We start from the raw sequence: 22,726 nt of genomic DNA on the forward strand, positions 1-22,726 counted from the left end.
TGGTTAAATTAGCACGATCGTACGTTTTTTGCACCTTCCGCGACAGACCGGCGGGGCAGGCGGCGTGCGCTGATCGGCCAGCCGGTTCACTGCAGACGCCGGATGGTCCACAATCCCCCGTTCCACGCGATTCGATGCGGGGACCCATCCCATAACGGAGACAGACGACATGCTGAAGCTCTGCGGATTTGCCGCCAGCAACTACTACAACAAAGTGAAGCTGGCGCTGCTGGAAAAGAACGTGCCGTTCGAAGAGGTGCTGGCCTGGATCGGCGAGACCGACCCGGCGGCCACGCCCGCGGGCAAGGTGCCCTACATCATCACCGAATCCGGCCCGCTGTGCGAGTCCGAGGCCATCGCCGAATACGTGGAAGCGGCCTACCCGCAGACGCCGCTGCTGCCGGCTGACCCGTACCAGGCCGCCAAGGTGCGCGAGATCATCGTGTTCCTGGAGCTCTACCTTGAGCTGACGGCGCGCGAGCTGTACCCGGAGGCCTTCTTCGGCGGCAAGGTCAGCGACGGCGTCAAGGAGCGCCAGCACAAGCTGCTGAGCCGCTATATCCCCGCCTTCGCCAGCCTGGCGAAGTTCTCGCCGTATATCGCCGGCGACCGCTTCACGCTGGCCGATTGCGCTGCCGCGGTGCACCTGCCGCTGGTGTCGTCGTGCACCAAGATCATCTACGGCACCGACATGCTGGCGGACCTGCCGGTCAAGGACTACCTGAAGACGCTGTCGCAGCGCGAGTCGGTGCAGAAGGTCAATGCGGACCGCAAGGCGAATACCGAGCTGATGATGAGCCGGAGGAAGTAAGCGGTTCGGCTTGCCGCTTGTATGCTCCCTCTCTCGCAAGCGGGAGAGGCGAGCAAACCGCTCCCACATGCAAGAACGCCCGCAATTTGCGGGCGTTTACGATTCTGCTTAGAGCTTCCCCAACCGCTCCAGCGCCAGCGCCAGCGTCTCTTCCTTCTTCGCAAAGCAGAACCGCACCACGCCCGATTCGCGCGGCTGCGAGTAGAAGGCCGAGACCGGTATCGCGGCGACGCCGATTTCGCGCGTCAGCCACATGGCGAAGTCGGCCTCGCTCAGGTCCGAGATCGCGGAATAATCGACGCACTGGAAATAGGTGCCGTCCGACGGCAGCAGCTTGAAGCGCGAGCTCGCCAGCCCGGCGCGGAAGAAATCGCGCTTGGCCTGGTAGAACGCCGACAGCTGCAGGTAGGGCGCCGGATCAGCCATGTAGTCGGCCAGGCCGTGCTGCACAGGCGTATTCACCGTGAACACGTTGAACTGGTGCACCTTGCGGAACTCGGCCATCAGCGCGGCGGGCGCGGCGACGTAGCCGACCTTCCAGCCGGTCACGTGATAGGTCTTGCCGAAGCTCGAGATCACGAAGCTGCGGCGCGCCAGCTCTGGATGGCGCGACACCGATTCATGCGGCTGGCCATCGTAGACCATATGCTCGTAGACCTCGTCCGACAGCAGCAGGATGTCGGTGCCGGCCAGGATCTGCGCCAGCTGGTCCATGTCGCTGGCGCGCCAGATCGTGCCGGTGGGGTTGTGCGGCGTGTTGACGAGGATCATGCGCGTGCGCGGCGTGATCGCGGCGGCGAGCTTGTCGAAGGGCACGCGGAACGCGGGCGCTTCCAGCGCGACCGGCACGGCGGTGGCGCCGGCCAGTTCGATCGCGGGCAGGTAGCTGTCGTAGCACGGCTCCAGCACGATGACCTCGTCGCCCGGATGCACCGCGCACAGGATCGCGGTCAGGATGCCCTGGGTGGCGCCGGCGGTGACGGTGATCTCGCTGTCCCAGCTGTACTGGTGGCCATACAGGCTGGCGATCTTGGCGGCGATGGCCTGGCGCAGGCGCGGCACGCCCGCCATCGGCGGGTACTGGTTATGGCCGGCGCGCATGGCACCGGCCACGGCATCGACGATGCTCGGGTCGCAGTCGAAGTCGGGGAAGCCCTGGCCCAGGTTGACCGCGTTCTTTTCGGCGGCGAGCGCCGACATCACGGTGAAGATGGTGGTGCCGACGTTGGGCAGGCGCGACGGCGGCGGCGTCAGTGGGGCGAGCGTGGTGTCTGCGGACATAGAGCGCGAGTCAATGCAGTGGGAACGGTAGGCAGGCGTGCGGCGGCGCAGGGCGGCGCCGCGAGCCGCCATTCTAAAGCGGATCGGCGACCGGGGACGGGTCCAGCGCGGCCAGCCAGGCGCCGAACGCCGGCGGCGTCATCACTTCCACGCCGCTGCTGCGGCGCAGGCGGGTGCGCAGCTTGAGTACCGCCTTGTCCTTCGATACCAGGCAGGCGGCGCCGGCAAAGTGAGCCAGCTCGACGAACTTCTGGTCGTCGGTGTCCTTGCAACGCGGCAGGCGCAGCGCGTCGCAGTCGGCCTGCGGCGGCGCCGCCTCCAGGCTGGCGAGGCGGTCGACGGTCGCGAGCGCGGCGCCGATATCGACTTCAAAACGGGCAAATTGCGGATAGGCCAGCACCCGGCGCAGTTCCTCGCGGCAGTCGGCGCGGATCACCGGGGCGATGGTGCCGGCTTCCAGCGCGGCGCGGATCGGCTCGACGTGCGGGTCCTGGAAGACCAGCAGGTCCACCCAGATATTGGAGTCCAGCACCACGCGCGGCGCGGATGTGATGCCGGCGGGGCGGCCGGCGTCCCCGGCACTGCCGGCGGGCGGGATGGTTGCGGTGGTGTCGAGGCGCATTCGCTACAATCTGGGCTTGTTTGTCCTTGGCTACTGCCGCGATTTTGCCATGCTCATCGTTTTGTCTCCCGCCAAGTCGCTGGACTACGAGACTCCCGCCCGCATCAAGACCCACACGCTGCCGCGCTTCATCGACCGTTCCGCCGCGCTGATCGAACGCCTGCGCCGGCTCGCGCCGCAGGACGTGGGCGCGCTGATGGATATCTCCGACAAGCTCGCGGTGCTCAACGTGACCCGCTACGCCGACTGGTCGCCGAGCTTCACCGCGGCCAACAGCAAGCAGGCGGTGCTGGCCTTCAACGGCGATGTCTACGACGGCCTCGACGCGAAGTCGCTGTCGACCGATGACCTTGGCTTTGCGCAGAAGCACCTGCGCATCCTGTCCGGCCTGTACGGCGTGCTGCGCCCGCTGGACTGGATGCAGCCGTACCGGCTCGAAATGGGCACGCGCCTGGACAATGCCGCCGGCAAGGATCTGTACGCGTTCTGGGGCGACGACGTCACGCAGCTGCTCAACGCCGACATGGCCGCGCTCAAGCAGGAGGGCGCGCCGGTGCTGGTCAACCTGGCCTCGGAAGAGTATTTCAAGGTGGTGCGGCCCAAGGTGCTGCAGGCGCGCATCGTCACGCCGGTGTTCGAGGACTGGAAGGGCGGCCGCTACAAGATCATTTCGTTCCACGCCAAGCGGGCGCGCGGCGCCATGGCGCGCTACGCCGTGACGCACCGCGTAACCGAGCCGGAGAAGCTCAAGCGCTTCGCCGAGGACGGCTATGCCTTCGACAAGGCGGCCTCGGACGCGACCCGCTGGGTGTTCCGCCGTCGCCTCGAAGACTGACCACGGGTCCTCAACCCATCGCCACGAGACCGTCAGCCATGCTGCATATCTCTTCGCATTTCGATTCCGGTGCCATCGAGGTCGAGGCGCTCGACCGCGCCGACGATATCCGCCTGCGCATCCGTGCCGATTCGCACGCCGACTTCCGCCAGTGGTTCCACTTCCGTTTGCAGGGCGCGGCCGGGCAGGCCTGCCGCATGCATTTCCTGAACGCGGGCGACTGCACCTATCCGGACGGCTGGCGCGACTACCGCGCGGTGGCGTCGTACGACCGCGCCTACTGGTTCCGCGTGCCGACGCGCTTCGACGGCCAGGTGATGACGGTGGAGGTCACGCCCGAGCACGACAGCCTCTGGTTAGCGTATTTCGAGCCGTACCCGGATGAGCGCCACCTGTCGTTGCTGGCAAGCTGCCAGCGCTCGCCGCTGGCGCGGCTGTCGCACCTGGGCAGCACCGTCGACGGCCGCGACATGACGCGCGTCACCATCGGCGCGCCCGGTCCCGGCAAGTCGACCATCTGGATGATCGCGCGCCAGCACCCGGGCGAAAGCATGGCCGAGTGGTTTGTCGAAGGCGTGCTGCAGCGGCTGACCGGCACCGGCATGTGGGCGGGCGACCCGGTCGCGCGCAAGCTGCTCGAGCGCGCGGTGTTCCATATCGTGCCGAACATGAACCCCGACGGCTCGGCGCGCGGCAACCTGCGCACCAACGCCGCGGGCGCCAACCTGAACCGCGAGTGGATGGCGCCGAGCCCGGAGTCCAGCCCCGAGGTCTACCACGTGCGCCGCGCGATCGAGGCCAGCGGCTGCGACATGTTCTTCGATATCCATGGCGACGAGGGCCTGCCGTACAACTTCGTCGCTGGCAGCGAGATGCTGCCCGGCTTCACCGAAGCGCGCCGGCGCGAGCAGCAGCGCTTTATCGAGGCCTTCAAGCGAGCCTCGCCGGATTTCCAGGACGTGCATGGCTACGCGGCCAGCAAGTACAACGCCGACGCGCTCAAGCTGGCGTCGAAGTACATCGGCCATACCTTCGGCTGCCTGGCGCTGACGCTGGAGATGCCGTTCAAGGACAACGCCGATATGCCGGATCCGGCGGTCGGATGGAATGGCGCGCGCAGCGCGCTGCTGGGAACGGCCATGCTGCAGGCGATATTGGATTACCTGGGCTGAGCCGAGGCGTCCGCACGCTAGTTGTTGTCTCCCCTCTCCCATTTATGGGAGAGGGGCGGGGGAGAGGGCCGGAGCTTCCACGGAGTGAAGCGTCATCGTGCTTGCCGTGCGCCTGCCCTCTCCCCCAGCCCCTCTCCCGCAAGCGGGAGAGGGGAGCCAGCCAGCGCCCACATCGGCGTGCGCTGTCTTGCTGCGCCTACTGCTTCTTCTTGCTCTTGCTGCTCGCCTTGGCCGACGTCGACTTGGCAGAGCCCGACTTCACCGACTTCGATGCCGAAGCCTTGCTCGACTTCGACGCCGTGCTCTTGCCCTTCGCGCTCTTGCGGCTCTTGCTGGCCGACGTGCGCGTGGCGGTGGGTACCGCCGGCGCGGCGGCCGGCTCGCTGATGGTGGCGCCGCTGCTGTCGAGCAGCTCGTACGCCAGCATCATGCCGTCGTCATAGCCGCAGCGCACCTTCACCGGCTGCCAGTCGTCGCTGCCCTTGCGCTTGTGCGCGGTGGCGGCGAAGGTGACCACCGAGCTGACCGGCACGGCCTGCTTGCCCGGCGAGAAACGCCCGCTCCAGGGTTCGGTGGTGGCCTGTCCCGCGGCGAGCGCGCCGGTGGGGATCTTCAGCGCATCGTAGGTGGCCGAGCGCGGCACCACCCAGCTGGCGTGCGCGGCGCAGTCGGCCACGTCGCTGCTGGCGTTCTCGGTCTTCATCAGCTGCTCGCGCATGCGCGCGCGGTACTCGGACAGGCTGACGCGGCCGCGGTCGGGCAGGTTGATGGTCTTGGTGGGAGGCGAAGCGGAAGCTGCCGGGGCGGGGGGAGCGGCGGGGCGGGCTGGTGCCGGGGCCGGTGCGGCGGTTGCAGGGGACGGCGCCGGGCTGGCGCCGGTGCCGGCGGCCTCGTCCGGCAGGTTGGCGCAGCCTGCCAGCGCGATCGCACCGGCTACGGCGGCGGCCACCATGCGCAGCCGGCTGCCGAGCATTGCGGAGATTCGTCGGATCACGGTGTTAGCGTTGTGAGCGTGTGTGCTTGCCTGGGATTGCCTGCCGGCGCCAGGGGCCGGCAGCCAGGATGGGTTCGCAAAGGATTGCCATGATAGAGGAAACCCATCTGCCAAAGTTCCTAAATCTTGTTACCCATTCTTCTAAAGCCTGGCGGACACGCTACCGCCCGCGCGAAGTGATCCCGGCGCGGGCTCGCAGTTTCCGAAGCGGACCCCGGCGGCACAGCCGGGCCGGGGACCGCAGGGGGGTCACGCCACGCGCGACGGCATCGCGCGCGTAAAGCGCAGCAGTTCGTCGAGCAGGCTGTTCAGGTCGTGCCGCAGCTTGGCAAAGCCGGCGGTATGCGTCAGGCCCGCTTCATCCATGTAGAGCTTGCGGTTGACCTCCAGCTGCAGGCTGTGGCGACCGGCCTGCGGCTGTCCGACCACGCGCACGATCTCGACGCCCTTGTACGGGTGGTTGCGCCAGACCTCGTAGCCCATCTCCTTGAGCAGCCCCTCGACCCGGTCGGTGAAGCGCTTGTCGCAGGTGGTGCCGTCGCGGTCGCCCACGACGAAATCCGGATGCTCCAGTCCGGGGAATTCGGTCGCGAACGGCGCGGCGTGGCTGGGCATCGAGTGGCAGTTGATATGCCAGGCGCTGCCATGGCTGGCGACGGCACGCTCGGCCAGCTTCTGCAGCTGCGCGTAGTAGGGCAGGTAGCAGCGTTCGATGCGCGCCTGCACCTCGGCCACGCTCAGCTTGCGGTCGTAGATGGCTTCGCCGGTGTCCAGCACGCGCCAGACCAGGCCCTTGCCCAGCCGGGTCTTGGCGGTTTCCTGCCGGGCGCCGGGCCACGGCGCGTCGAGCAGGGCTTCGTCGATTTCCTCGAGCGCGCGGTTGGCGTCGAGGTAGCTGCGCGGAAAGCCCGCGCACAGCAGCGGGATGCCGCGTGCCGGGGCGCCGGCGTAGAGCTCGTCGACGAAGGTGTCCTCGGCCTGGCGCAGCAGCGCCAGCGGCAGCGCGGGATCGGGGCGGAAGTCCGTGGGGTACGTCGTCGCGCTGTGCGGCGAGTCCAGGAACAGCGCCGCGGGCTCGCCCTCGGGCTGGTACAGGCAGAACGGACTGTCCGCGATGGTTCGGTCGGTGTCGGTCATGGTGTGCGGTGCGTTCAGTCGAGCGAGATCTTGGCAGCGGCGGCCACGCGCTTGTTCTTGGCCACTTCGGTCTTGATCTGCGCGGCAAAGTGCGCCGGGGTGTCGCCCACCGGCGTGGCGCCGAGCTTCTCCAGCTTGGCCTTGACTTCCGGCAGTGCCAGCACCTTGACCGCGGCGGCATGCAGCTTGTTCTGCAGCTCGGCCGGCAGGTTGGCCGGCGCGATCAGTCCGAACCAGGCGGCGTCGTTGACTTCGCCGAGGCCGAGCTCGGCAAAGGTCGGCACATTGGGCAGCGCGGCCACGCGCTTGGGTGCCGCCACCGCGAGCGCGCGCAGCTTGCCGCCCTCGATAAACGGCAGCGACGACGGCAGGTTGTCGAACAGCACCTGCACCTGGCCGGCCAGCGCGTCGTTCAGCGCCGGGCCCACGCCCTTGTACGGCACGTGCAGCAATTCGGTCTTGCTGCTCAGCTTGAACAGTTCGCCCATCATGTGCGAGACGCTGCCGTTACCGGCCGAGCCATAGGCCAGCTTGCCGGGCTGGGACTGCGCCAGCGCGATGAAGGCCTTCATGTCGGTGGCCTTGACCGACGGGTGGATGCTCATCACGTTCGGCACCGAGGCCAGGTTGGTGATGGTAGTGAAGTCCTTGGTGGCATCGTAGGACAGGCGCGGGTACACCGCCGGGTTGATGCCATGGGTCGAGGCCGTGGCGATGCCCAGCGTATAGCCGTCCGGCGCGGCCTTGGACAGGAAGGTGGTGCCGATGCTGCCGCCGGCGCCGCCGCGGTTGTCGACCACCACCGCCTGGCCCAGTTGCTGGCCAAGCTTGTCGGCGACGATGCGCGCGACGATATCGGTGGTGCCGCCGGCCGGGAACGGCACCACCAGCGTGATCGGCTTGGTCGGGTAGCCGGACTGGGCGGCGGCGCTGAACGACAGGCCGGTGGCGAGGGCGGCCGAGGTGGCGGCCAGGACGCGGAGAAGGTGGCGACGTTGCATGATCTTGGTGGCGAAAGGTATCAAGGAAGAGACAAAGGCGTTTTCACGATTTTGCTCGTGCAAGCAGGACCCTCGCAAACGAAATAAAATCCCAAGCTCATTCCATTTGGTCGTGAAGTAGAGGTGATTTATGCGACGCCTATGTCCGTCGCTGACCGAGTTGCACGCCTTCGAGGCGGCGGCGCGCCACAACAGCTTTACCGTAGCCGCCCGCGAGCTGCATGTCACGCAGGGCGCGGTCAGCAAGCAGGTGCGCAGCCTCGAGGCCTACCTCGGGGTCGAGCTGTTCCAGCGGGTGCGCCAGCGGCTGGTGCTGACCCGCGCGGGCGAGCGCTACCTCGAGCGCATCGCGCCCAGCCTGAACGAGCTGGAAGCCGCCACGGTGGAGTTGATGGCGGGGCAGGGGCGGGGCGGCGTGCTGCATATCGCCAGCATGCCGACGCTGGGCGCCAAGTGGCTGATCCCGCGCCTGCCTCAGTTCTTCGCGCGCCATCCGGAGGTGACGCTGGAATTCGTGCCGCATGCGCAGGGCTACGATTTTTCCGAGCCGGACCTCGATGCCGCGATCCGCTTCGGCGATGGCGTCTGGCCCGGCAGCCTGGCCGATTACATGACCGGCCGCGAGGTCCTGCCGGTATGCCGGCCGGGCCTGCTCGCGTCCGAGCCCGATGGCGTCGCGCCGACGCCGGCGGCATTGCTGCGCTACCCGCTGCTGCACCACACCACCGTGCCCGAGGCCTGGCCCGACTGGTTCGCCACGCTCGGCCTGCCCACGCGCGATGCCTGGAGCGGGGCGCGCTTCGACCAGTTTTCGCTGCTGACGCAGGCGGCGCTGTCGGGACTGGGCATCGCGCTGATCCCGCGCTGCCTGATCGAGGCAGAACTGGCCAGCGGCGCGCTGGTGGTGGCGCATCCCGCGCAGGTGCTGGCCAAGAAGGGCTATTACCTGTGCTATCCGGAGCAGAAGCAGCACCTGCCGGCGCTGCGCACGTTCCGGGCGTGGGTGATGGAGGGGGCGGACCTGGCGCGGCCTGAGTGAGTCAGAGGTTTCAGCATGCCGGTGGTTTGCTCCCCTCTCCCGCGCGCGGGAGAGGGGCCGGGGGAGAGGGCAGGCGCGTGCAAGGCTGACACGCCTTACTTCGTGGGTACTCCGGCCCTCTCCCCCACCCCTCTCCCGCAAGCGGGCGAGGGGAGCCTGTGCGCGCGGCGTCGGCTGCGGCGCGCGTTTCAAGTCCTTACTTCGACAACACCTTCATCGCCTGTTCCAGCCCTGCCAGCGTGACCGGGTACATCCGTCCCTTCATCAGCTGGTTGATCACCGTGATCGACTGCCGGTACTGCCACAGTCCTTCGGGTTCGGGGTTGAGCCAGACGAAGTGCGGGAACTGCTCGGTCATGCGGTTCAGCCACACCGCGCCGGCCTCGGCGTTGTTGTACTCGACCGACCCGCCCGGCTGCAGGATCTCGTACGGGCTCATGGTGGCGTCGCCGACGAAGATGATCTTGTAGTCGGGCGTGTACTTGTGCAGCAGGTCCCACGTCGCCAGCTTCTCGGCATGGCGGCGGCGGTTGTTTTTCCACACGTAGTCGTACAGGCAGTTGTGGAAGTAGTAGTACTCGAGGTGCTTGAACTCGGTCTTGGTGGCCGAGAACAGTTCCTCGACGCGCTTGATGTGGTCGTCCATCGAGCCGCCCACGTCCATCAGCATCAGCACCTTGACCTTGTTGTGACGCTCGGGCCGCAGCTTGATGTCGAGCAGGCCGGCGTTGGCCGCGGTGGAGTGGATGGTGTCGTCGAGGTCCAGCTCGGTGTCGGCGCCTTCGCGCGCGAAGCGGCGCAGCCGGCGCAGCGCGACCTTGATATTGCGCGTCCCAAGTTCGACCTGGTCGTCATAGTCCTTGTAGCTGCGCGCCTCCCACACCTTGATCGCGGTGCGGTTGCCCTTGGACGGGCCGCCGATGCGGATGCCCTCGGGGTTGTAGCCGCCGTGGCCGAACGGCGAGGTGCCGCCGGTGCCGATCCACTTGTTGCCGCCTTCGTGCTTTTCCTTCTGCTCCTCGAGCAATTGCTTGAGGCGCTCCATCAGCTTGTCGAGTCCGCCCATGGCCTCGATCTTCGCCTTTTCCTCTGGCGACAGCTCGCGCTCGAGCGTCTTCTGCAGCCAGTCGAGCGGGATGTCGGACTTCCAGTCGACCAGGCTCTCCACGCCCTTGAAGTAGGCGGCGAAGGTCTGGTCGAACTTGTCGAAGTGCTTCTCGTCCTTCACCAGCGTCATCCGCGACAGGTAGTAGAACTCGTCGATGGAGGGCGTGATGACCTGCGCCTTGAGCGCTTCCAGCATGGTCAGGTATTCCTTGACCGACACCGGCAGCTTGGCGTGGCGCAGCGAGAAGAAGAAATCGATCAGCATGGTGCCTCGCTTTCAGTCGGCGCGGCGCGTCAGCGCGGCCGCTGGAGCTGGAATTGCAGGTGTTGCCGCACCGCCGGCCATTCGCTGGCGATGATCGAGAACACCACGGTGTCACGCAGGGAGCCGTCCGGCATGCGCATGTGGTTGCGCAGCACGCCGTCCTGCCGGGCGCCCAGGCGGGCGATGGCGGCGCGGCTTTGCTGGTTCATCCAGTGCGTGCGGAACTCCACCGCAATGCAGTCGAGATGGTCGAAGGCATGGCCCAGCAGCATCAGCTTGCACTCGGTGTTCAGCGGCGTGCGCTGGACCCGGCGCGCATACCAGGTCGAGCCGATCTCGACGCGCCGGTTGTTCGCGTCGATATTCATGTAGGTGGTCATGCCGGCCAGCTCGCCGGCCGCGTCGCGCACCGCGAACGGCAGCATCGAGCCCTGTTCCTGCAGCGCTAGCCGCCGCGCGATTTCGGCTTCCATGCGCTCCGGCGCTGGCACGCTGGTGTACCACAGCTTCCACAGCTCGCCGTCGGCGCAGGCGGCGCGCAGCCCCTCGGCGTGCTCGGCGCGCAGCGGCTCCAGCGTGACGTGCCGGCCCACCAGCGTGACGGGTTTGACGAACGTAGTCATGGCGCGCAGTGGCTCAGCGGTTGGCGCGGTTCATGAACACCAGGCGCTCGAACAGGTGCACGTCCTGCTCGTTCTTCAGCAGCGCGCCGTGCAGCGGCGGGATCGCGGCCTTCTTGTCCGGGCTCTTCAGCGCCTCGGGCGGGATGTCCTCGGCCATCAGCAGCTTGAGCCAGTCGATCAGCTCGGACGTCGATGGCTTCTTCTTCAGCCCCGGCAGGTTGCGCATCTCGTAGAACGATTCCAGCGCGGCGGCAACCAGCTCGCGCTTGATGCCGGGGTAGTGCACGTCGACGATCTGCTGCATCGTCTCGGCATCGGGGAACTTGATGTAGTGGAAGAAGCAGCGGCGCAGGAAGGCGTCGGGCAGTTCCTTCTCGTTGTTCGAGGTGATGATCACCAGCGGACGGTGTTTCGCCTTGACCAGCTCGCGGGTCTCGTAGACATAGAACTCCATGCGGTCGAGTTCGCGCAGCAGGTCGTTGGGGAATTCGATGTCGGCCTTGTCGATCTCGTCGATCAGCAGCACGACTTGCTCATCGGCCTCGAAGGCCTGCCACAGCACGCCCTTGACGATGTAATTGCGGATGTCGTGGACGCGGTCGTCGCCTAGCTGCGAATCGCGCAGGCGCGACACGGCGTCGTACTCGTACAGGCCCTGCTGCGCCTTGGTGGTCGACTTGATATGCCATTGCAGCAGCGGCATGCCCAGCGCGGCGGCGACTTCCTCGGCCAGCATGGTCTTGCCGGTCCCGGGCTCGCCCTTGATCAGCAGCGGGCGCTGCAGCGTGCGCGCGGCATTGACGGCGAGCTTGAGGTCATCGGTGGCAACGTACTGGTCGCTGCCTTCGAAGCGGACCGGCTGGGATGAGGCTTGGGCGTTGGCGGTGTTTGACATGAGGCAACCTGAGGTGGCGGCCGCTCGCGGGCGAGGGCCGGATTGGCGTGCTGGGCGCGGTCTCTTCGCGCTGTGATGCGCGCTTTCGTTATGGAATACAGGGTCCGTGGCGGGCGCCCGCGTGCCGCTGGCGGAGCGTCCGCGAACGGTCGTGCGGATTCCCGGGATGGGCCAGTATAAAAGACCTTTGCGGTTCGTGTTGGGGCGTGCCGACAGGGTTCCGCCGGCGCCGGTCGCTGGCTGGACTGGCAGGTGCCGGCTGCGGTACAATGCGGCGGTTTGACGCGCCCCCACGTCCAGTTCTCCAGTATCCGGCAGTCCGCGTTCAGAAGTCCCAGCGGCCCTTCCGGGTCGCGGCGATTGCGCGAGGTGGTTCCAGAATGGTGTTCCACTCCCCGGCAAACCGACCGGATGCGACATCTCTGGCGGGTTGCACCCCGGCCAACCGACTGGCTGCCCTGGTTGCCCCGCAGAAGCATTCTGAAACCGTCTCCGCCCGGCAGGGCAGGTCACACGGTTTAACTTCCAATCCGCAAAGACAATGAAAAAGCTCCTCACGATGGTGGTGCTGGGCGCGGCTGCAACGGCCGCGCAGGCACAGGAAGTCAAGGGCAATGGAGACGCTGCCAAGGACAAGGTTGCAATGTGCATCGGGTGCCACGGCATTCCGGGCTACCGTGCGTCCTTCCCCGAGATCTATGAAGTGCCGCTGCTGGGCGGCCAGAGCGCCAAGTACATCGAGAACGCGCTGAAGGCCTACCAGAAGGGCGAGCGCAAGCACCCCACCATGCGCAGCATCGCCGCGACGCTGACCGAGCAGGACATCGCCAACGTGGCGGCTTACTACTCGCAGCAGAACGCTGGCACGCAGAACAATTCCCTCAAGTAAGAGACCCACATGAAGACGCTCAAGACGCTTTCGTTCGCGCTCGGCGCACTCGTGCTGGGTGCTGCCGCCATGCCGGCCTCGGCCGCTGACCTTGCCAACGGCAAGACCCTGGTCGAAAAGGGCAACTGCGTGGCCTGCCATGGCGCCGGCATGAACAAGCCGATCTCGCCCGACTACCCCAAGCTGGCCGGCCAGCATGCCGACTACCTGTATCACGCGCTGATGTCCTACCAGGTGTCGGGCAATGCGCTGGTGGGCCGTTCCAACGCGATCATGGCCGGCCAGGTCAACGCCAATCCGGCGGTCACCGACAAGGACGGCAAGCCGCGCCCGTTCACGCGCAAGGAACTGAAGGACATGGCCGCCTACATCGAGTCGCTGCCGGGCGACCTGGTGCTGAAGAAGTAAGCGCCGGCGGCCAGGCCGCCTGCAGGCAAGGAAGCCGCTTCGCTGGAAGCGGCTTTTTTTTCGTCCGCGGCGCGGGCGCTCAGATTTGCCGCAGCCTTTGCGCCATGCCGGCGGACATCCACCGGCCGCCATCGCCCACGATCAGCCCATCGATGCCGGCGCTGCCGCCGGCCAGCCGTGCCCAGGCCGCCTGGCCTGCCACCATCAGCGCGGCCCCCAGCCCGTTGAGCGCGGCCACGGTCGGGGCCACCAGCGTGACCCCGTGCGGCCCGGCCGACGGCAGGCCGGTGGCGGGATCGAGCACATGGTGATAGCGCCGGCCGCCGGCGACAAAGCAGCGCTCGTAGTCGCCCGACGATGCCACCACGGCGTCGCTCACCTGCAGCACGCCTTGCAGCCGCGCCGGCGCGAGCGGATCGCGCAGGCCGATGCGCCAGTCGCGCCCCTGCAACTGGCCCATGGCCAGCACATCGCCGCCGCCGTTGATCATCGCATTGGCCAGCCCGTGGCGCCGCAGCACCTGCATGCCCGCATCGAGGATGGGCAGCTTGGCGATGCCGCCGAGGTCCAGCCGCATGCCGGGGCGGGCCAGCATGGCCGTGCCGCGCCGGGCGTCGAGCCGCACTTGCCGGTAGTCCACCAGCAGGCGCTCGCGCGCCAGTTCGGCGGCGTCGGGCAAGCGGTTGCCATCCGCGCCGAAGCGCCAGCCGGCGAAGGCGCCGACGGTGATATCGAAGGCGCCGCGGGATCGTGCCGAAACCGCCGCGGCGGCCTGCAGCACAGTCATCATTTCCGGCGCCATGTGCACCGGGTGGCGGCCCGCCGCGCGCTGCAGCGCGTTGACCTGGCTGTCGGGGCGATAGCGGCTCATCAACTGCTCCAGCCGCGCCATCTCGGCAAAGGCCGCGGCGATGGCGGCCTGCACCGCGCCGTGGCAGTTGTCCTGCACGACGATGTCGACGCGCGTGCCCAGCAATCGGCGCGATGCACGCGTGACAGAGGGATCGGCCAGCGCCGGCCGCACGAACATCGCGGTGGCGAGCAGCGGCACGCTCGCGGCGCCGCGGACGAGGGCGCGGCGCCGGCGGTCGATGGGGGCAACGTGGTCGAAGTGGGGGAGGGAAGGCTGTGCTGGCAGTAGGGTCTTGAAGCGCATGACGAGGTGGTATCGATCGCGAAAGCGGCGGTGAGCCTTGCCGTGCCGACATTCTGTCCGCGCCGTCGGAGAAAAACATGCATCGATAATGAATATTCAAGAGAACCATGACGATCATCAACCTCGATCGCGCCAACTGCTTCGACCATCTGTAGCCGGCAGCAGCAAGCCACTACAAGTCAAATCAAGCAGCAAGCCGGCGGAGCGGACTCCGCCTTTGCCATGACGGTTCGAGGAACGAAGATGACCAGGCATACGCAGCATCCCCTGCCACTCCACGATGCACCGGCAGCGCCCGGACGGCGGCGCTTCATCAATACCGCGGCGCTCGCCGGCCTAGCCGGTGTGGCGGCGTGCACCGACAACGGCGGCGCGCCGGTCGCGACCACGCCGGCCAGCGGCACCGGTGCCCACGCCGGCCATGCCGGCAACACCGCTACCACGGTGCACCTGAAGCCCGGCGAACTGGACACCTATTACGGGCTGTGGAGCGGCGGCCATGCCGGCGACATGCGCGTGCTGGGCTTGCCGTCCGGGCGCGAGCTGCACCGCATTCCATGCTTCGTGCCGGACGCGCTGACGGGGTGGGGGATCACCAATGAGTCGAAGCGCGTGATGGGCACGCGCGCCGACGGCAGCGTGCAGTACACGGTCGGCGATACCCATCACGTGCATGCCTCGTACAAGGACGGCAACTACGACGGCCGCTATGCCTGGATCAACGACAAGATCAATGCCCGGCTGGCGCGCATCCGGCTCGACTACTTCATCTGCGACAAGATCACCGAGCTGCCCAACGTGCAGGGCTTCCACGGCATCTTCCCGGACAAGCGCGATCCCGTCGACGCCAGCATCAACTACACCACGCGCGTGTTCTGCGGCGCCGAATTCGGCGTGCCGCTGCCCAATACGCCGACCGAGGACGGCAGCAAGTACCGCTCGCTGTTCACCTGCGTCGACGCCGAATCGATGGCGGTGCGCTGGCAGGTGCTGATCGATGGCAACTGCGACCTGGTGGCGACCTCGTACGACGGCAAGCTGGCCGCGACCAACCAGTACAACGTGGAAATGGGCGTGCGCTTCGAGGACATGATGTCGGCCGAGCGCGATGCCTGCCTGTTCTTCAACATTGCTCGCATCGAAGAAGCGGTGAAGGCCGGCAAGTTCAGGACCATCGGCGATTCCAGGGTGCCGGTGGTCGACGGCACGCATGCCGCCAACCAGGACCCGGCCACGGCACTGACCGCCTATGTCTCGGTGCCCAAGAACCCGCACGGCGTCAACGCCAGCCCCGACCAGAAGTACTTCATCTGCGCCGGCAAGCTGTCGCCGACCGGCACGGTGATCGAACTGGCCAGGGTGCTCGACTGGTTCGACGGCAAGCTGGCCAGGCTGGACGATGCCATCGTCGCGGAAGTTGAATTGGGCCTGGGGCCGCTGCATACCGCCTTCGACGGCCGCGGCAATGCCTACACCACGCTGTTTCTGGACAGCCAGGTGGTCAAGTGGAACATCGACGCGGCGATCCGCTTCCACCGGGGCGACAAGAGCGCCAAATACGTGGTCGACCGGCTCGACGTGCAATACCAGCCCGGCCACCTCAATGCCTCGCAATCCGAGACCATCGCCGCCGACGGCAAATTGCTGGCGGTGGGCTGCAAGTTCTCCAAGGACCGCTTCCTGCCGGTGGGTCCGCTGCATGCCGAGAACGAACAGCTGATCGACATCTCCGGCGACAAGATGGTGCTGCTGGCGGACCACCCCGTGCACAGCGAGCCGCACGATTTCATCATCTTCCGGCGCGAGCTGCTGCGGCCCAAGCAGGTCTACGCGCTCGACGATTTCCCGCTGGCAATCAAGGATGCGCAGCAATCGGGCGTGTTCCGCAACGGCCGCAAGGTGACGGTGAAGCTCACCTCGCAGGCGCCGGTATTCAGCCTGCGCGAGATCCAGCTGAAACGGGGCGACGAGGTCACGCTGATCCTGACCAACCTCGACAAGATCGAGGACCTGACCCACGGCTTCGCCATCCCGAAGTACAACATCAACTTCATCGTCAATCCGCAGGAGACGGCGTCGGTGACCTTCGTCGCCGACAAGCCCGGCGTGTTCTGGTGCTATTGCACCCACTTCTGCCACGCGCTGCATCTCGAGATGCGCAGCCGCATGATCGTCGAGGCCTGAGCCGGCCTGGCGTAGCGTGGCGCGCGGCGCATCGGCCGCGTGCGGCGCTACGCCTGCTGCTTTTCATGATGCACGCAATCTTCAAAGGATTCGTCGCGGCCCTCGCCGCGTGGCTGCTCTCGCTTGGCCTGGTCGGGCTGGCGCACGCGGGCGCCTATGAGGCCGAGCTGCCGCCACAACTGGCAACCGCTGCCGACTTGTGCGCGCTGGTGCCGTGCGCGCAAGTGCTGCCCGGCGCCACGCATTTTTCGGCGCGCATGGGCCAGCCGCCCTATGTCGAGGGCTATCGCACCGGCCCCGGCGGCAAGCGCGAGCTGCTCGGCTACGTCATGCTGTCCACCGACATCACCGATACCCCGGCGTATTCGGGCAAGCCGGTGGTGACGCTGATCGGCATGGACACGCAGGGCCGCTATGCCGGCGTCAAGGTGCTGAAGCATTCGGAGCCGATCCTGTTGCTGGGCATCCCGGAATCGGCGCTGCTCGATTTCAACCGGCAGTATGTCGGCAAGTCGGTCGCCGACAAGATCGAAGTGGGGCAGTCGCGACCCGACGAAGGCGTGGTCGGGGTCGACGCGATTTCGGGCGCCACGGTGACGGTGATCGCGCAGAACCACGTGCTGACCACGGCAGGTGCGGTGGTGGCGCGGCAGGTCGGCATCCTGGCGCCGACACAGCGCGCGCCGGCGCGCTTCGTTGAAAGCGGCACGCAATACAGCTGGCCGCAGCTGGTGGCGATGGGCGCGGTGCAGCGCCTGCTGGTGCAGCCCGCGCAGGTCGGCCTGCCGGGCGGCGGCGGGCCGTTTATCGAGCTGTGGTTCGGCGATCTCAACCATCCCGATATCGCGCGCAGCGTGCTGGGCGATGCCGGCTGGCAGGGCCTGCGCGCGCAGCTGCGGCCGGGCGAACATGCCATCTTCGTGATCCGCACCGGCGGCACGGAGTCGTTCAAGGGCTCCGGCTTCGTGCGCGGCGGCATCTACGACCGGGTGCAGGTGCGCCAGGACGCGGACGCGTTCACCTTCCGCGACCTCGACTACCTGAACCTCTATGGCGTGGCCGCGCCGGGCGCGCCGGCGCCGACCGAGTCGGCGATCTTCGTGATCCGCTCGCCGGCCTTTTCGGCGGCGTATCCGTGGAAGCTGTCGTTCCTGGGCAACCGGGTCGACCGCGCCACCGGCACGCGCAGCTTTGCCAGCTTCGACGCGCCGTACTGGCTGCCGGCGGCGCTGCTGCAGGGCAGCCGCCCCCAGATCGACGTACCCCAGGCGCCGTGGCGCAAGGTCTGGCGCCGGCAGGCCGGCGCCATCGCGCTGTTCGTGGCGCTGCTGGGCGCGGTCACGCTGGTCTACGCGCTGCGCGACCGCCTGACGCGGCGTGCCAGCCACCAGCACAAGTGGCCGGTCAACGCGTTCAAGTACACGGGCTGGGCCATCAGCATCGTCTTCGTCGGGTTTGGCGCGATGGCGCAGCCTTCGGTGACGCAGGTGCTGACGTGGTTCCATGCGCTGCTGCTGCGCTGGGACTGGGCCTTGTTCCTGAGCGATCCCTTTATCTTCAGCTTCTGGATCTTCATCATCGCCACCGTGCTGCTGTTCGGGCGCGGGCTGTTCTGCGGCTGGCTGTGCCCGTTCGGCTCGCTGTCCGAGGCGCTCTACAAGCTCGGCCGATTTCTGGGGCTGAAACGATGGCAGCGGCAGTTGCCGCGGCGCTGGCACGACCGGCTCAAGTGGGTCAAGTACGGCGTGTTCTTCGGGTTGCTGGCGGTGTCGGTGTTCTCGATGGGGCTGGCCGAGCGGCTGGCGGAGATCGAGCCGTTCAAGACCACCTTCCTGGTCGGCATCGCGAACCGCGCGTGGCCCTACGGGCTGTTCGCCTGCGCGCTGCTGGCGTTGTCGCTGTTCATCGAACGGCCCTACTGCAAGTACCTGTGCCCGCTCGGCGCGGCACTGGCAATGCCGAGCACGTTCCGCTGGTTCGGGCTGCAGCGCAAGCCCGACTGCAACCGCTGCAAGGCATGCGCGGCGGGGTGCGGCGCGCAGGCGATCGATGCCGATGGCCGCATCGACCAGCGCGAGTGCCTCCATTGCCTCGACTGCATGGTGCTCTACACCGATACGCACGGCTGCCCGCCGCTGGCGCGCGAGCGCAAGCGGCGCGAGCGCGACGGGCTGCGCTGACGCCGGTGGGGCGCGACGGGTATTTCATTCCGCTGGTGCCGGTGACGGCCGCTGCGGCACAGCCGTCGGGCCCCGATCCGCGCATGCCCACCGATCCCGTGACGCCGCCCTACGCCGCCGCCACGGGCGCCGCGCGCTGCTTCGCCGAGCTGTGGGACCACCTGTGGCCCTGGAGCGGGCAGGGCTGGCGCTCCGCCGCTGCTTTGCAGCTGGCAGGGTTGGCGGTCGCGCTGGCGGCGACCGCGGCGTGGGCGCTGGCGGCCAGCGGACAACTGCGCGCCGGCGCGGTGATCGGCTGGTGGCTGGGCTGGAGCCTCTACGAGGTGCTGATCCGCCTGTCGGCAAAACGCTATGTCAAGGATGGCCCGTGGTGGCGCGGCCGCTATCGTCGCGCCACCGTGATGGACATGCTCAGCTATGTCGGCTTCAAGAACCTGCTGGTCGGTGCCGTGCTGTTCCTGGCGCTGAAGGCGATGGGGATGCTGGCCGCATGAAGCTGCTGTTCGGGATCGCCTTCCTATGGCTTGCGTGCGAGCCAGGCTGCGTGCAGGCAGCGACCTGGCGCGTGCAGCCCGGCCAGTCCCTGCAGGCGGCGATCGATGCCGCTGCTGCCGGCGACACCATCGAGATCGCGCGCGGCCACTACACCGGCAACTTCACCATCTCCAGGCCGCTGGTGCTGCGCGGCATCGCGCGGCCCACGCTCAGCGGCGCGCTGCGTGGCGATACGCTGCGCATCGCCGCGCCCGACGTGACGGTCGAGGGACTGATCGTGCGTGACTCCGGCGACAGCCTGAAGGCCCAGAACGCCGGCATCTACATCCAGCCCGGCGCACACCGTGCCGTGGTGCGGCACTGCGAGCTGACCTACAACCTGTTCGGCCTGTGGATCGAAAAGGCCGACGAGGTCCGCGTCGAGGCCAACACCATCACCGGCAAGCGTGACTACAACTCGGCGCAGCGCGGCAACGGCGTGCAGCTCTACAACACGCGCGGCGCGCGCATCCTCGGCAACCACATCAGCTTCGTGCGCGACGCGCTCTACGTCGACGTCTCGCACCACGCCGTGTTTCGCGGCAACCGGCTGCACCATAGCCGCTACGGCACCCATTACATGAACTCGTACCACAACCTGTGGGAGAACAACGACAGCTACCGCAACCGCGGCGGACTGGCGCTGATGGAAGTGCGCGACCAGGTGGTGCGCAACAACCGCACCTGGACCAATGCCGACCACGGCATCATGCTGCGCACGCTGCAGGACTCGGTGATCGAAGGCAACGTGGTCGCGCACAACCAGCGCGGCTTCTTTATCTACGATGTCGAGTATGCGCAGCTGCGCGGCAACCTGGTGCTCGGCAACGCCATCGGCGTGCACCTGTCGGCAGGATCGACGCGCAACGTGGTGCAGGGCAATGACTTTATCGGTAACCGCGAGCCGGTGCGCTATGTCGGCGCGCGCGACGAGGCCTGGGGCGGACGCGACGCGTCCGAGCGCGCGCAAGGCAATTACTGGAGCAACTACCTGGGCTGGGACCGTGATGCCGACGGCGTGGGCGATATCCCGTACCGGGCCAATGACGTGGTCGACCGGCTCAGCTGGCGCTATCCGGGCGTGGCGCTGCTGCTGGGCAGCCCGGCGCTGCAAGCGCTGCGGCTGGCCGGGCACCAGTTTCCGGTAATCCGTGCGCCGGGAGTGGTCGACGAATATCCCCGCATGCGGCCGGCCGGCGCCAACTGGAGGCAATGGCATGAGCCGGCCGACGCCAGCCGCTGAACCGGCCATGGATGCCATCGTGCTGTCCGGCGTCAGCAAGCACTTCGGCGCGCTGCGCGCCGTCGACGATGTCAGCCTGAGCGTGGGGCAGGGCGAGCTGCTCGGGCTGATCGGCCATAACGGCGCGGGCAAGAGCACGCTGTTCCGGATGATGCTGGGCCTGTTGCCGCCGACGCACGGCACCTTGCGCGTGGCCGGTGCCAATGTGGGCAGCCGCGCATTCCGTGCGGCACGCCGCGGCATCGGCTACCTGCCCGAACACCTGGTGCTCCATGACAACCTGAGCGGCCTGGAGACGCTGCGCTTCTTCGCGCGGCTGAAGGGCGTGCAGGCGCAAGCCTGCGCGCCGATGCTCGGCCATGTGGGTCTGTCCGCTGCGGCCGCTCGTCCGGTGCGCGAGTATTCGAAGGGCATGCGCCAACGGCTGGGCTTTGCACAGGCGCTGCTGGGCACCCCGCGCGTGCTGTTCCTGGACGAGCCGACCAACGGCCTGGACCCCGCCGCGATCCGCGACTTCTACGCCATGCTGAACGCGCAGCGCGAGCGCGGCGTCACCATCGTCATCACCTCGCACATCCTGGCCGAGCTGCAGCAGCGCATCGACCGCTTTGCCATCCTGTCCGCGGGCCGGCTGCAGGCCGCCGGCAGCCTCGCGGCGCTGCGCGCCCGGGCCGGCCTGCCGCTGACGCTGGTGCTGCGGGTCGAGGCCGGCGCGCGCGACGAGGCGCTGCGCCGGCTGCGCGCGCTGCCCGCGCTGCAAATCGACGCTGCGCCGCCCGGCGCGCTGACGGTGCGTTGTGCGCCGGCCGCCAAGATGGCGGTGCTGGCCGCGCTGCAGCCGCTCGCCGGCCGGCTGCTGGACCTGCAGATCCACGAGCCGTCGCTCGAGGACCTGTTTCTCGGCATGAGGGGATGAGGGCATGAGCATGGGCGACTGGTTCGACGCGCGGCAGGTGGCCGCGCTGGCCGGCAGGGAATTCCGCGACCGCATGCGCAATCGCTGGGTGCTGGCGGTGGCCGCGGTATTCACCGGGCTGTCGCTGGCGATCGGCTACTTCGGCGGCGCCGAGCAGGGCGTGCTGGGCCCGCGCTCGCTGGAGTTCGTCATCACCAGCCTGGCCAGCCTGGTGATCTACCTGGTTCCGATGATCGCGCTGCTGCTGGGCTTCGACGCCGTGGTGGGCGAGCGCGAGCGCGGCTCGCTGGACCTGCTGCTGTCGCTGCCGCTGACGCGCGGCGAACTGCTGCTGGGCAAGTACCTCGGCCTGGCCGCCGCGCTGGTGCTGGCCACGGCCGGCGGCTTTGCGCTGATAGCGCTGCTGCTGGCGCGACAGTTCGGCTGGGCGGGGCTGTATCACACCCTCGGCTTCGTCGCCAGCGCGGTGCTGCTCGGGCTGGCGTTCCTGAGCCTGGCGCTGTGGCTGTCGGTGCTGAGCCGCGACCGCGCGCAGGCGTCGGGTCTGGCGATCGGGCTGTGGTTCTTCTTCGTGCTGGTGTTCGACCTGCTGCTGCTCGGCATGCTGGTCGCCGGCAGCGGCGCGGACGCGCAGCACGCCGCCACCGACTGGATCGCGTGGCTGCTGTTGCTCAACCCCGCCGACCTGTTTCGCATCGTCAATGCCTTTTCATTGGACCAGCTGCGCAGCGCCGGGGGCGTTGCCAGCATCGTGCCGCCCGCGCTGGCCAGCCCGTGGCCGACCGGCGCGGCGCTGCTGCGTGGATCGCCGTGCCGCTGGGCCTTGCCGCCAGGAGTTTCCGCTGATGTGTACCACGCTGTGTACCCCGTTCTCATGGCATCGCCGCCACCTGTTGCTGGCCCTTGCCGGCAGCGCCGTCCTGCTCGCCGGCTGCGGCCGCAAGCCGGAAGACCCGGCACAGCCGCAGGAATTCGACGCCGCCACCGCCTGCGCGCTCGACGGCATGCTGCTGGCCGATTACGCCGGGCCCAAGGCGCAGGTGTTCTATGCGGGCGAAGGGCGCCCGCACTGGTTCTGCGATACGGTGGAAATGTTCCACGCGCTGCTGCGGCCGGAACAGCTGCGGCCGGTGCGCGCGGCGTTCGTGCAGGACATGGCGCGTGCCGACTGGGAGCAGCCGCGCGGCCACTGGTTCGACGCCACCACCGGCCTCTACGTCGCCGGCAGCCGCCGCCACGGCGCGATGGGGCCGACGCTGGCGAGCTTCAGGATGGAAAGCGATGCGGCTGCCTTCGCTGCCCGCCATGGCGGGAAACTGCTGCGCTACGCCGAGGTGACGCCGGAACTGGCCGACCTCAGCGGCGGCGCCATGCACGACAGCCGGATGTAGCACGGCGGGCTGGGTGCCCGCCGTCGTGACTTCAGTTGCCGCT

19 protein-coding genes and 2 pseudogenes are annotated in these 22,726 nt (G+C 67.9%); 12 read left to right on the forward strand and 9 right to left on the reverse strand.

The window, feature by feature from the left end:
- The first annotated feature begins 169 nt into the window (after nucleotides 1-169).
- A complete protein-coding gene (locus tag ACEI37_RS16080) occupies nucleotides 170-811 on the forward strand; it encodes a glutathione S-transferase (protein WP_062797852.1) in 642 nt (213 codons plus the stop codon).
- 108 nt (nucleotides 812-919) lie between these two features.
- Here ACEI37_RS16080 and ACEI37_RS16085 read toward each other — a convergent pair whose 3' ends face one another.
- Complete coding sequence (locus ACEI37_RS16085) at nucleotides 920-2,092, reverse strand: pyridoxal phosphate-dependent aminotransferase (protein ID WP_373379723.1); 1,173 nt, start codon at nucleotides 2,090-2,092, stop codon at nucleotides 920-922.
- Between the two features lie 73 nt (nucleotides 2,093-2,165).
- Nucleotides 2,166-2,714 (reverse strand): putative toxin-antitoxin system toxin component, PIN family, encoded by a 549-nt coding sequence (locus tag ACEI37_RS16090; RefSeq protein WP_373379724.1) that lies wholly within the window; start codon nucleotides 2,712-2,714, stop codon nucleotides 2,166-2,168.
- Between the two features lie 49 nt (nucleotides 2,715-2,763).
- Here ACEI37_RS16090 and yaaA point away from each other — a divergent pair, with 49 nt between their 5' ends.
- Together yaaA and ACEI37_RS16100 are read left to right on the forward strand one after the other, a co-directional pair.
- On the forward strand, nucleotides 2,764-3,549 hold the full coding sequence (yaaA, locus tag ACEI37_RS16095; protein WP_373379725.1) for a peroxide stress protein YaaA: 786 nt from the start codon (nucleotides 2,764-2,766) through the stop codon (nucleotides 3,547-3,549).
- A gap of 38 nt (nucleotides 3,550-3,587) precedes the next feature.
- Nucleotides 3,588-4,721: a M14-type cytosolic carboxypeptidase gene (locus tag ACEI37_RS16100; RefSeq protein ID WP_373379726.1), complete on the forward strand. Its 1,134-nt coding sequence runs from the start codon at nucleotides 3,588-3,590 to the stop codon at nucleotides 4,719-4,721.
- Nucleotides 4,722-4,917: 196 nt separating this feature from the next.
- Here the strand turns inward: ACEI37_RS16100 and ACEI37_RS16105 are convergent, their stop codons facing one another.
- The 3 genes from ACEI37_RS16105 to ACEI37_RS16115 form a co-directional block, all read right to left on the reverse strand.
- Entirely contained in the window at nucleotides 4,918-5,715 is a 798-nt protein-coding gene (locus ACEI37_RS16105; RefSeq protein WP_373379727.1) for a BspC domain-containing protein, read from the reverse strand.
- A 249-nt stretch (nucleotides 5,716-5,964) separates the two neighbouring features.
- Complete coding sequence (locus ACEI37_RS16110) at nucleotides 5,965-6,852, reverse strand: N-formylglutamate amidohydrolase (protein WP_373379728.1); 888 nt, start codon at nucleotides 6,850-6,852, stop codon at nucleotides 5,965-5,967.
- Nucleotides 6,853-6,866: 14 nt separating this feature from the next.
- Nucleotides 6,867-7,853 (reverse strand): tripartite tricarboxylate transporter substrate binding protein BugE, encoded by a 987-nt coding sequence (locus ACEI37_RS16115; RefSeq protein ID WP_373379729.1) that lies wholly within the window; start codon nucleotides 7,851-7,853, stop codon nucleotides 6,867-6,869.
- A gap of 130 nt (nucleotides 7,854-7,983) precedes the next feature.
- Here ACEI37_RS16115 and ACEI37_RS16120 point away from each other — a divergent pair, with 130 nt between their 5' ends.
- A complete protein-coding gene (locus ACEI37_RS16120) occupies nucleotides 7,984-8,892 on the forward strand; it encodes a LysR substrate-binding domain-containing protein (protein ID WP_373379730.1) in 909 nt (302 codons plus the stop codon).
- 196 nt (nucleotides 8,893-9,088) lie between these two features.
- Here ACEI37_RS16120 and ACEI37_RS16125 read toward each other — a convergent pair whose 3' ends face one another.
- Genes ACEI37_RS16125 through ACEI37_RS16135 form a run of 3 tightly spaced genes read right to left on the reverse strand, consistent with a single transcriptional unit; the run spans nucleotide 9,089 to nucleotide 11,782 of the window.
- Nucleotides 9,089-10,264 (reverse strand): VWA domain-containing protein, encoded by a 1,176-nt coding sequence (locus tag ACEI37_RS16125; RefSeq protein WP_373379731.1) that lies wholly within the window; start codon nucleotides 10,262-10,264, stop codon nucleotides 9,089-9,091.
- A 29-nt stretch (nucleotides 10,265-10,293) separates the two neighbouring features.
- Complete coding sequence (locus tag ACEI37_RS16130) at nucleotides 10,294-10,887, reverse strand: GNAT family N-acetyltransferase (RefSeq protein WP_373379732.1); 594 nt, start codon at nucleotides 10,885-10,887, stop codon at nucleotides 10,294-10,296.
- A gap of 13 nt (nucleotides 10,888-10,900) precedes the next feature.
- A complete protein-coding gene (locus ACEI37_RS16135) occupies nucleotides 10,901-11,782 on the reverse strand; it encodes a MoxR family ATPase (RefSeq protein ID WP_062797882.1) in 882 nt (293 codons plus the stop codon).
- Nucleotides 11,783-12,323: 541 nt separating this feature from the next.
- Between ACEI37_RS16135 and ACEI37_RS16140 the strand changes: the two genes are divergently transcribed.
- Both ACEI37_RS16140 and ACEI37_RS16145 read left to right on the forward strand, forming a co-directional pair.
- Nucleotides 12,324-12,671 (forward strand): cytochrome c, encoded by a 348-nt coding sequence (locus ACEI37_RS16140; protein WP_111519610.1) that lies wholly within the window; start codon nucleotides 12,324-12,326, stop codon nucleotides 12,669-12,671.
- 9 nt (nucleotides 12,672-12,680) lie between these two features.
- The gene (locus tag ACEI37_RS16145) at nucleotides 12,681-13,079 is read left to right on the forward strand and encodes a c-type cytochrome (RefSeq protein WP_012352395.1); all 399 of its coding nucleotides are present in this window, start codon (nucleotides 12,681-12,683) and stop codon (nucleotides 13,077-13,079) included.
- 79 nt (nucleotides 13,080-13,158) lie between these two features.
- On the opposite strand, the gene ACEI37_RS16150 is transcribed toward ACEI37_RS16145, so the two are convergent.
- The gene (locus tag ACEI37_RS16150; RefSeq protein WP_373380270.1) at nucleotides 13,159-14,109 is read right to left on the reverse strand and encodes an FAD:protein FMN transferase; all 951 of its coding nucleotides are present in this window, start codon (nucleotides 14,107-14,109) and stop codon (nucleotides 13,159-13,161) included.
- A gap of 369 nt (nucleotides 14,110-14,478) precedes the next feature.
- Here ACEI37_RS16150 and nosZ point away from each other — a divergent pair, with 369 nt between their 5' ends.
- The 6 genes and pseudogenes from nosZ (at nucleotide 14,479) to ACEI37_RS16180 (ending at nucleotide 22,683) form a co-directional block, all read left to right on the forward strand.
- The gene (gene nosZ / locus ACEI37_RS16155; protein WP_373378599.1) at nucleotides 14,479-16,419 is read left to right on the forward strand and encodes a TAT-dependent nitrous-oxide reductase; all 1,941 of its coding nucleotides are present in this window, start codon (nucleotides 14,479-14,481) and stop codon (nucleotides 16,417-16,419) included.
- 68 nt (nucleotides 16,420-16,487) lie between these two features.
- Nucleotides 16,488-19,093 (forward strand): annotated as a pseudogene (locus ACEI37_RS16160) (4Fe-4S binding protein).
- On the forward strand, nucleotides 19,090-20,376 hold the full coding sequence (locus tag ACEI37_RS16165; protein WP_373378600.1) for a nitrous oxide reductase family maturation protein NosD: 1,287 nt from the start codon (nucleotides 19,090-19,092) through the stop codon (nucleotides 20,374-20,376). Before ACEI37_RS16160 ends, ACEI37_RS16165 begins: the two are co-directional and overlap by 4 nt.
- Complete coding sequence (locus ACEI37_RS16170; RefSeq protein WP_373378601.1) at nucleotides 20,351-21,292, forward strand: ABC transporter ATP-binding protein; 942 nt, start codon at nucleotides 20,351-20,353, stop codon at nucleotides 21,290-21,292. The genes ACEI37_RS16165 and ACEI37_RS16170 overlap by 26 nt, the downstream gene beginning before the upstream one ends.
- A 10-nt stretch (nucleotides 21,293-21,302) precedes the next feature.
- Nucleotides 21,303-22,138, forward strand: a pseudogene (locus ACEI37_RS16175) (ABC transporter permease).
- Nucleotides 22,138-22,683, forward strand: a complete 546-nt coding sequence (locus tag ACEI37_RS16180; protein WP_373378602.1) for a nitrous oxide reductase accessory protein NosL — start codon at nucleotides 22,138-22,140, stop codon at nucleotides 22,681-22,683. Before ACEI37_RS16175 ends, ACEI37_RS16180 begins: the two are co-directional and overlap by 1 nt.
- Nucleotides 22,684-22,726: the final 43 nt, after the last annotated feature.

Source organism: Cupriavidus nantongensis, assembly GCF_041726985.1.
Classification (GTDB): domain Bacteria; phylum Pseudomonadota; class Gammaproteobacteria; order Burkholderiales; family Burkholderiaceae; genus Cupriavidus; species Cupriavidus nantongensis_A.

Excerpts from the sequence above, each read along its gene's own strand:
- ACEI37_RS16080 (WP_062797852.1), top strand. The coding sequence starts at position 170 with ATGCTGAAGCTCTGCGGATTTGCCGCCAGCAACTACTACAACAAAGTG.
- ACEI37_RS16085 (WP_373379723.1), bottom strand. The coding sequence starts at position 2,092 with ATGTCCGCAGACACCACGCTCGCCCCACTGACGCCGCCGCCGTCGCGC.
- ACEI37_RS16090 (WP_373379724.1), bottom strand. The coding sequence starts at position 2,714 with ATGCGCCTCGACACCACCGCAACCATCCCGCCCGCCGGCAGTGCCGGG.
- yaaA (WP_373379725.1), top strand. The coding sequence starts at position 2,764 with ATGCTCATCGTTTTGTCTCCCGCCAAGTCGCTGGACTACGAGACTCCC.
- ACEI37_RS16100 (WP_373379726.1), top strand. The coding sequence starts at position 3,588 with ATGCTGCATATCTCTTCGCATTTCGATTCCGGTGCCATCGAGGTCGAG.
- ACEI37_RS16110 (WP_373379728.1), bottom strand. The coding sequence starts at position 6,852 with ATGACCGACACCGACCGAACCATCGCGGACAGTCCGTTCTGCCTGTAC.
- ACEI37_RS16115 (WP_373379729.1), bottom strand. The coding sequence starts at position 7,853 with ATGCAACGTCGCCACCTTCTCCGCGTCCTGGCCGCCACCTCGGCCGCC.
- ACEI37_RS16120 (WP_373379730.1), top strand. The coding sequence starts at position 7,984 with ATGCGACGCCTATGTCCGTCGCTGACCGAGTTGCACGCCTTCGAGGCG.
- ACEI37_RS16125 (WP_373379731.1), bottom strand. The coding sequence starts at position 10,264 with ATGCTGATCGATTTCTTCTTCTCGCTGCGCCACGCCAAGCTGCCGGTG.
- ACEI37_RS16130 (WP_373379732.1), bottom strand. The coding sequence starts at position 10,887 with ATGACTACGTTCGTCAAACCCGTCACGCTGGTGGGCCGGCACGTCACG.
- ACEI37_RS16135 (WP_062797882.1), bottom strand. The coding sequence starts at position 11,782 with ATGTCAAACACCGCCAACGCCCAAGCCTCATCCCAGCCGGTCCGCTTC.
- ACEI37_RS16140 (WP_111519610.1), top strand. The coding sequence starts at position 12,324 with ATGAAAAAGCTCCTCACGATGGTGGTGCTGGGCGCGGCTGCAACGGCC.
- ACEI37_RS16145 (WP_012352395.1), top strand. The coding sequence starts at position 12,681 with ATGAAGACGCTCAAGACGCTTTCGTTCGCGCTCGGCGCACTCGTGCTG.
- ACEI37_RS16150 (WP_373380270.1), bottom strand. The coding sequence starts at position 14,109 with ATGTTCGTGCGGCCGGCGCTGGCCGATCCCTCTGTCACGCGTGCATCG.
- nosZ (WP_373378599.1), top strand. The coding sequence starts at position 14,479 with ATGACCAGGCATACGCAGCATCCCCTGCCACTCCACGATGCACCGGCA.
- ACEI37_RS16165 (WP_373378600.1), top strand. The coding sequence starts at position 19,090 with ATGAAGCTGCTGTTCGGGATCGCCTTCCTATGGCTTGCGTGCGAGCCA.
- ACEI37_RS16170 (WP_373378601.1), top strand. The coding sequence starts at position 20,351 with ATGAGCCGGCCGACGCCAGCCGCTGAACCGGCCATGGATGCCATCGTG.
- ACEI37_RS16180 (WP_373378602.1), top strand. The coding sequence starts at position 22,138 with ATGTGTACCACGCTGTGTACCCCGTTCTCATGGCATCGCCGCCACCTG.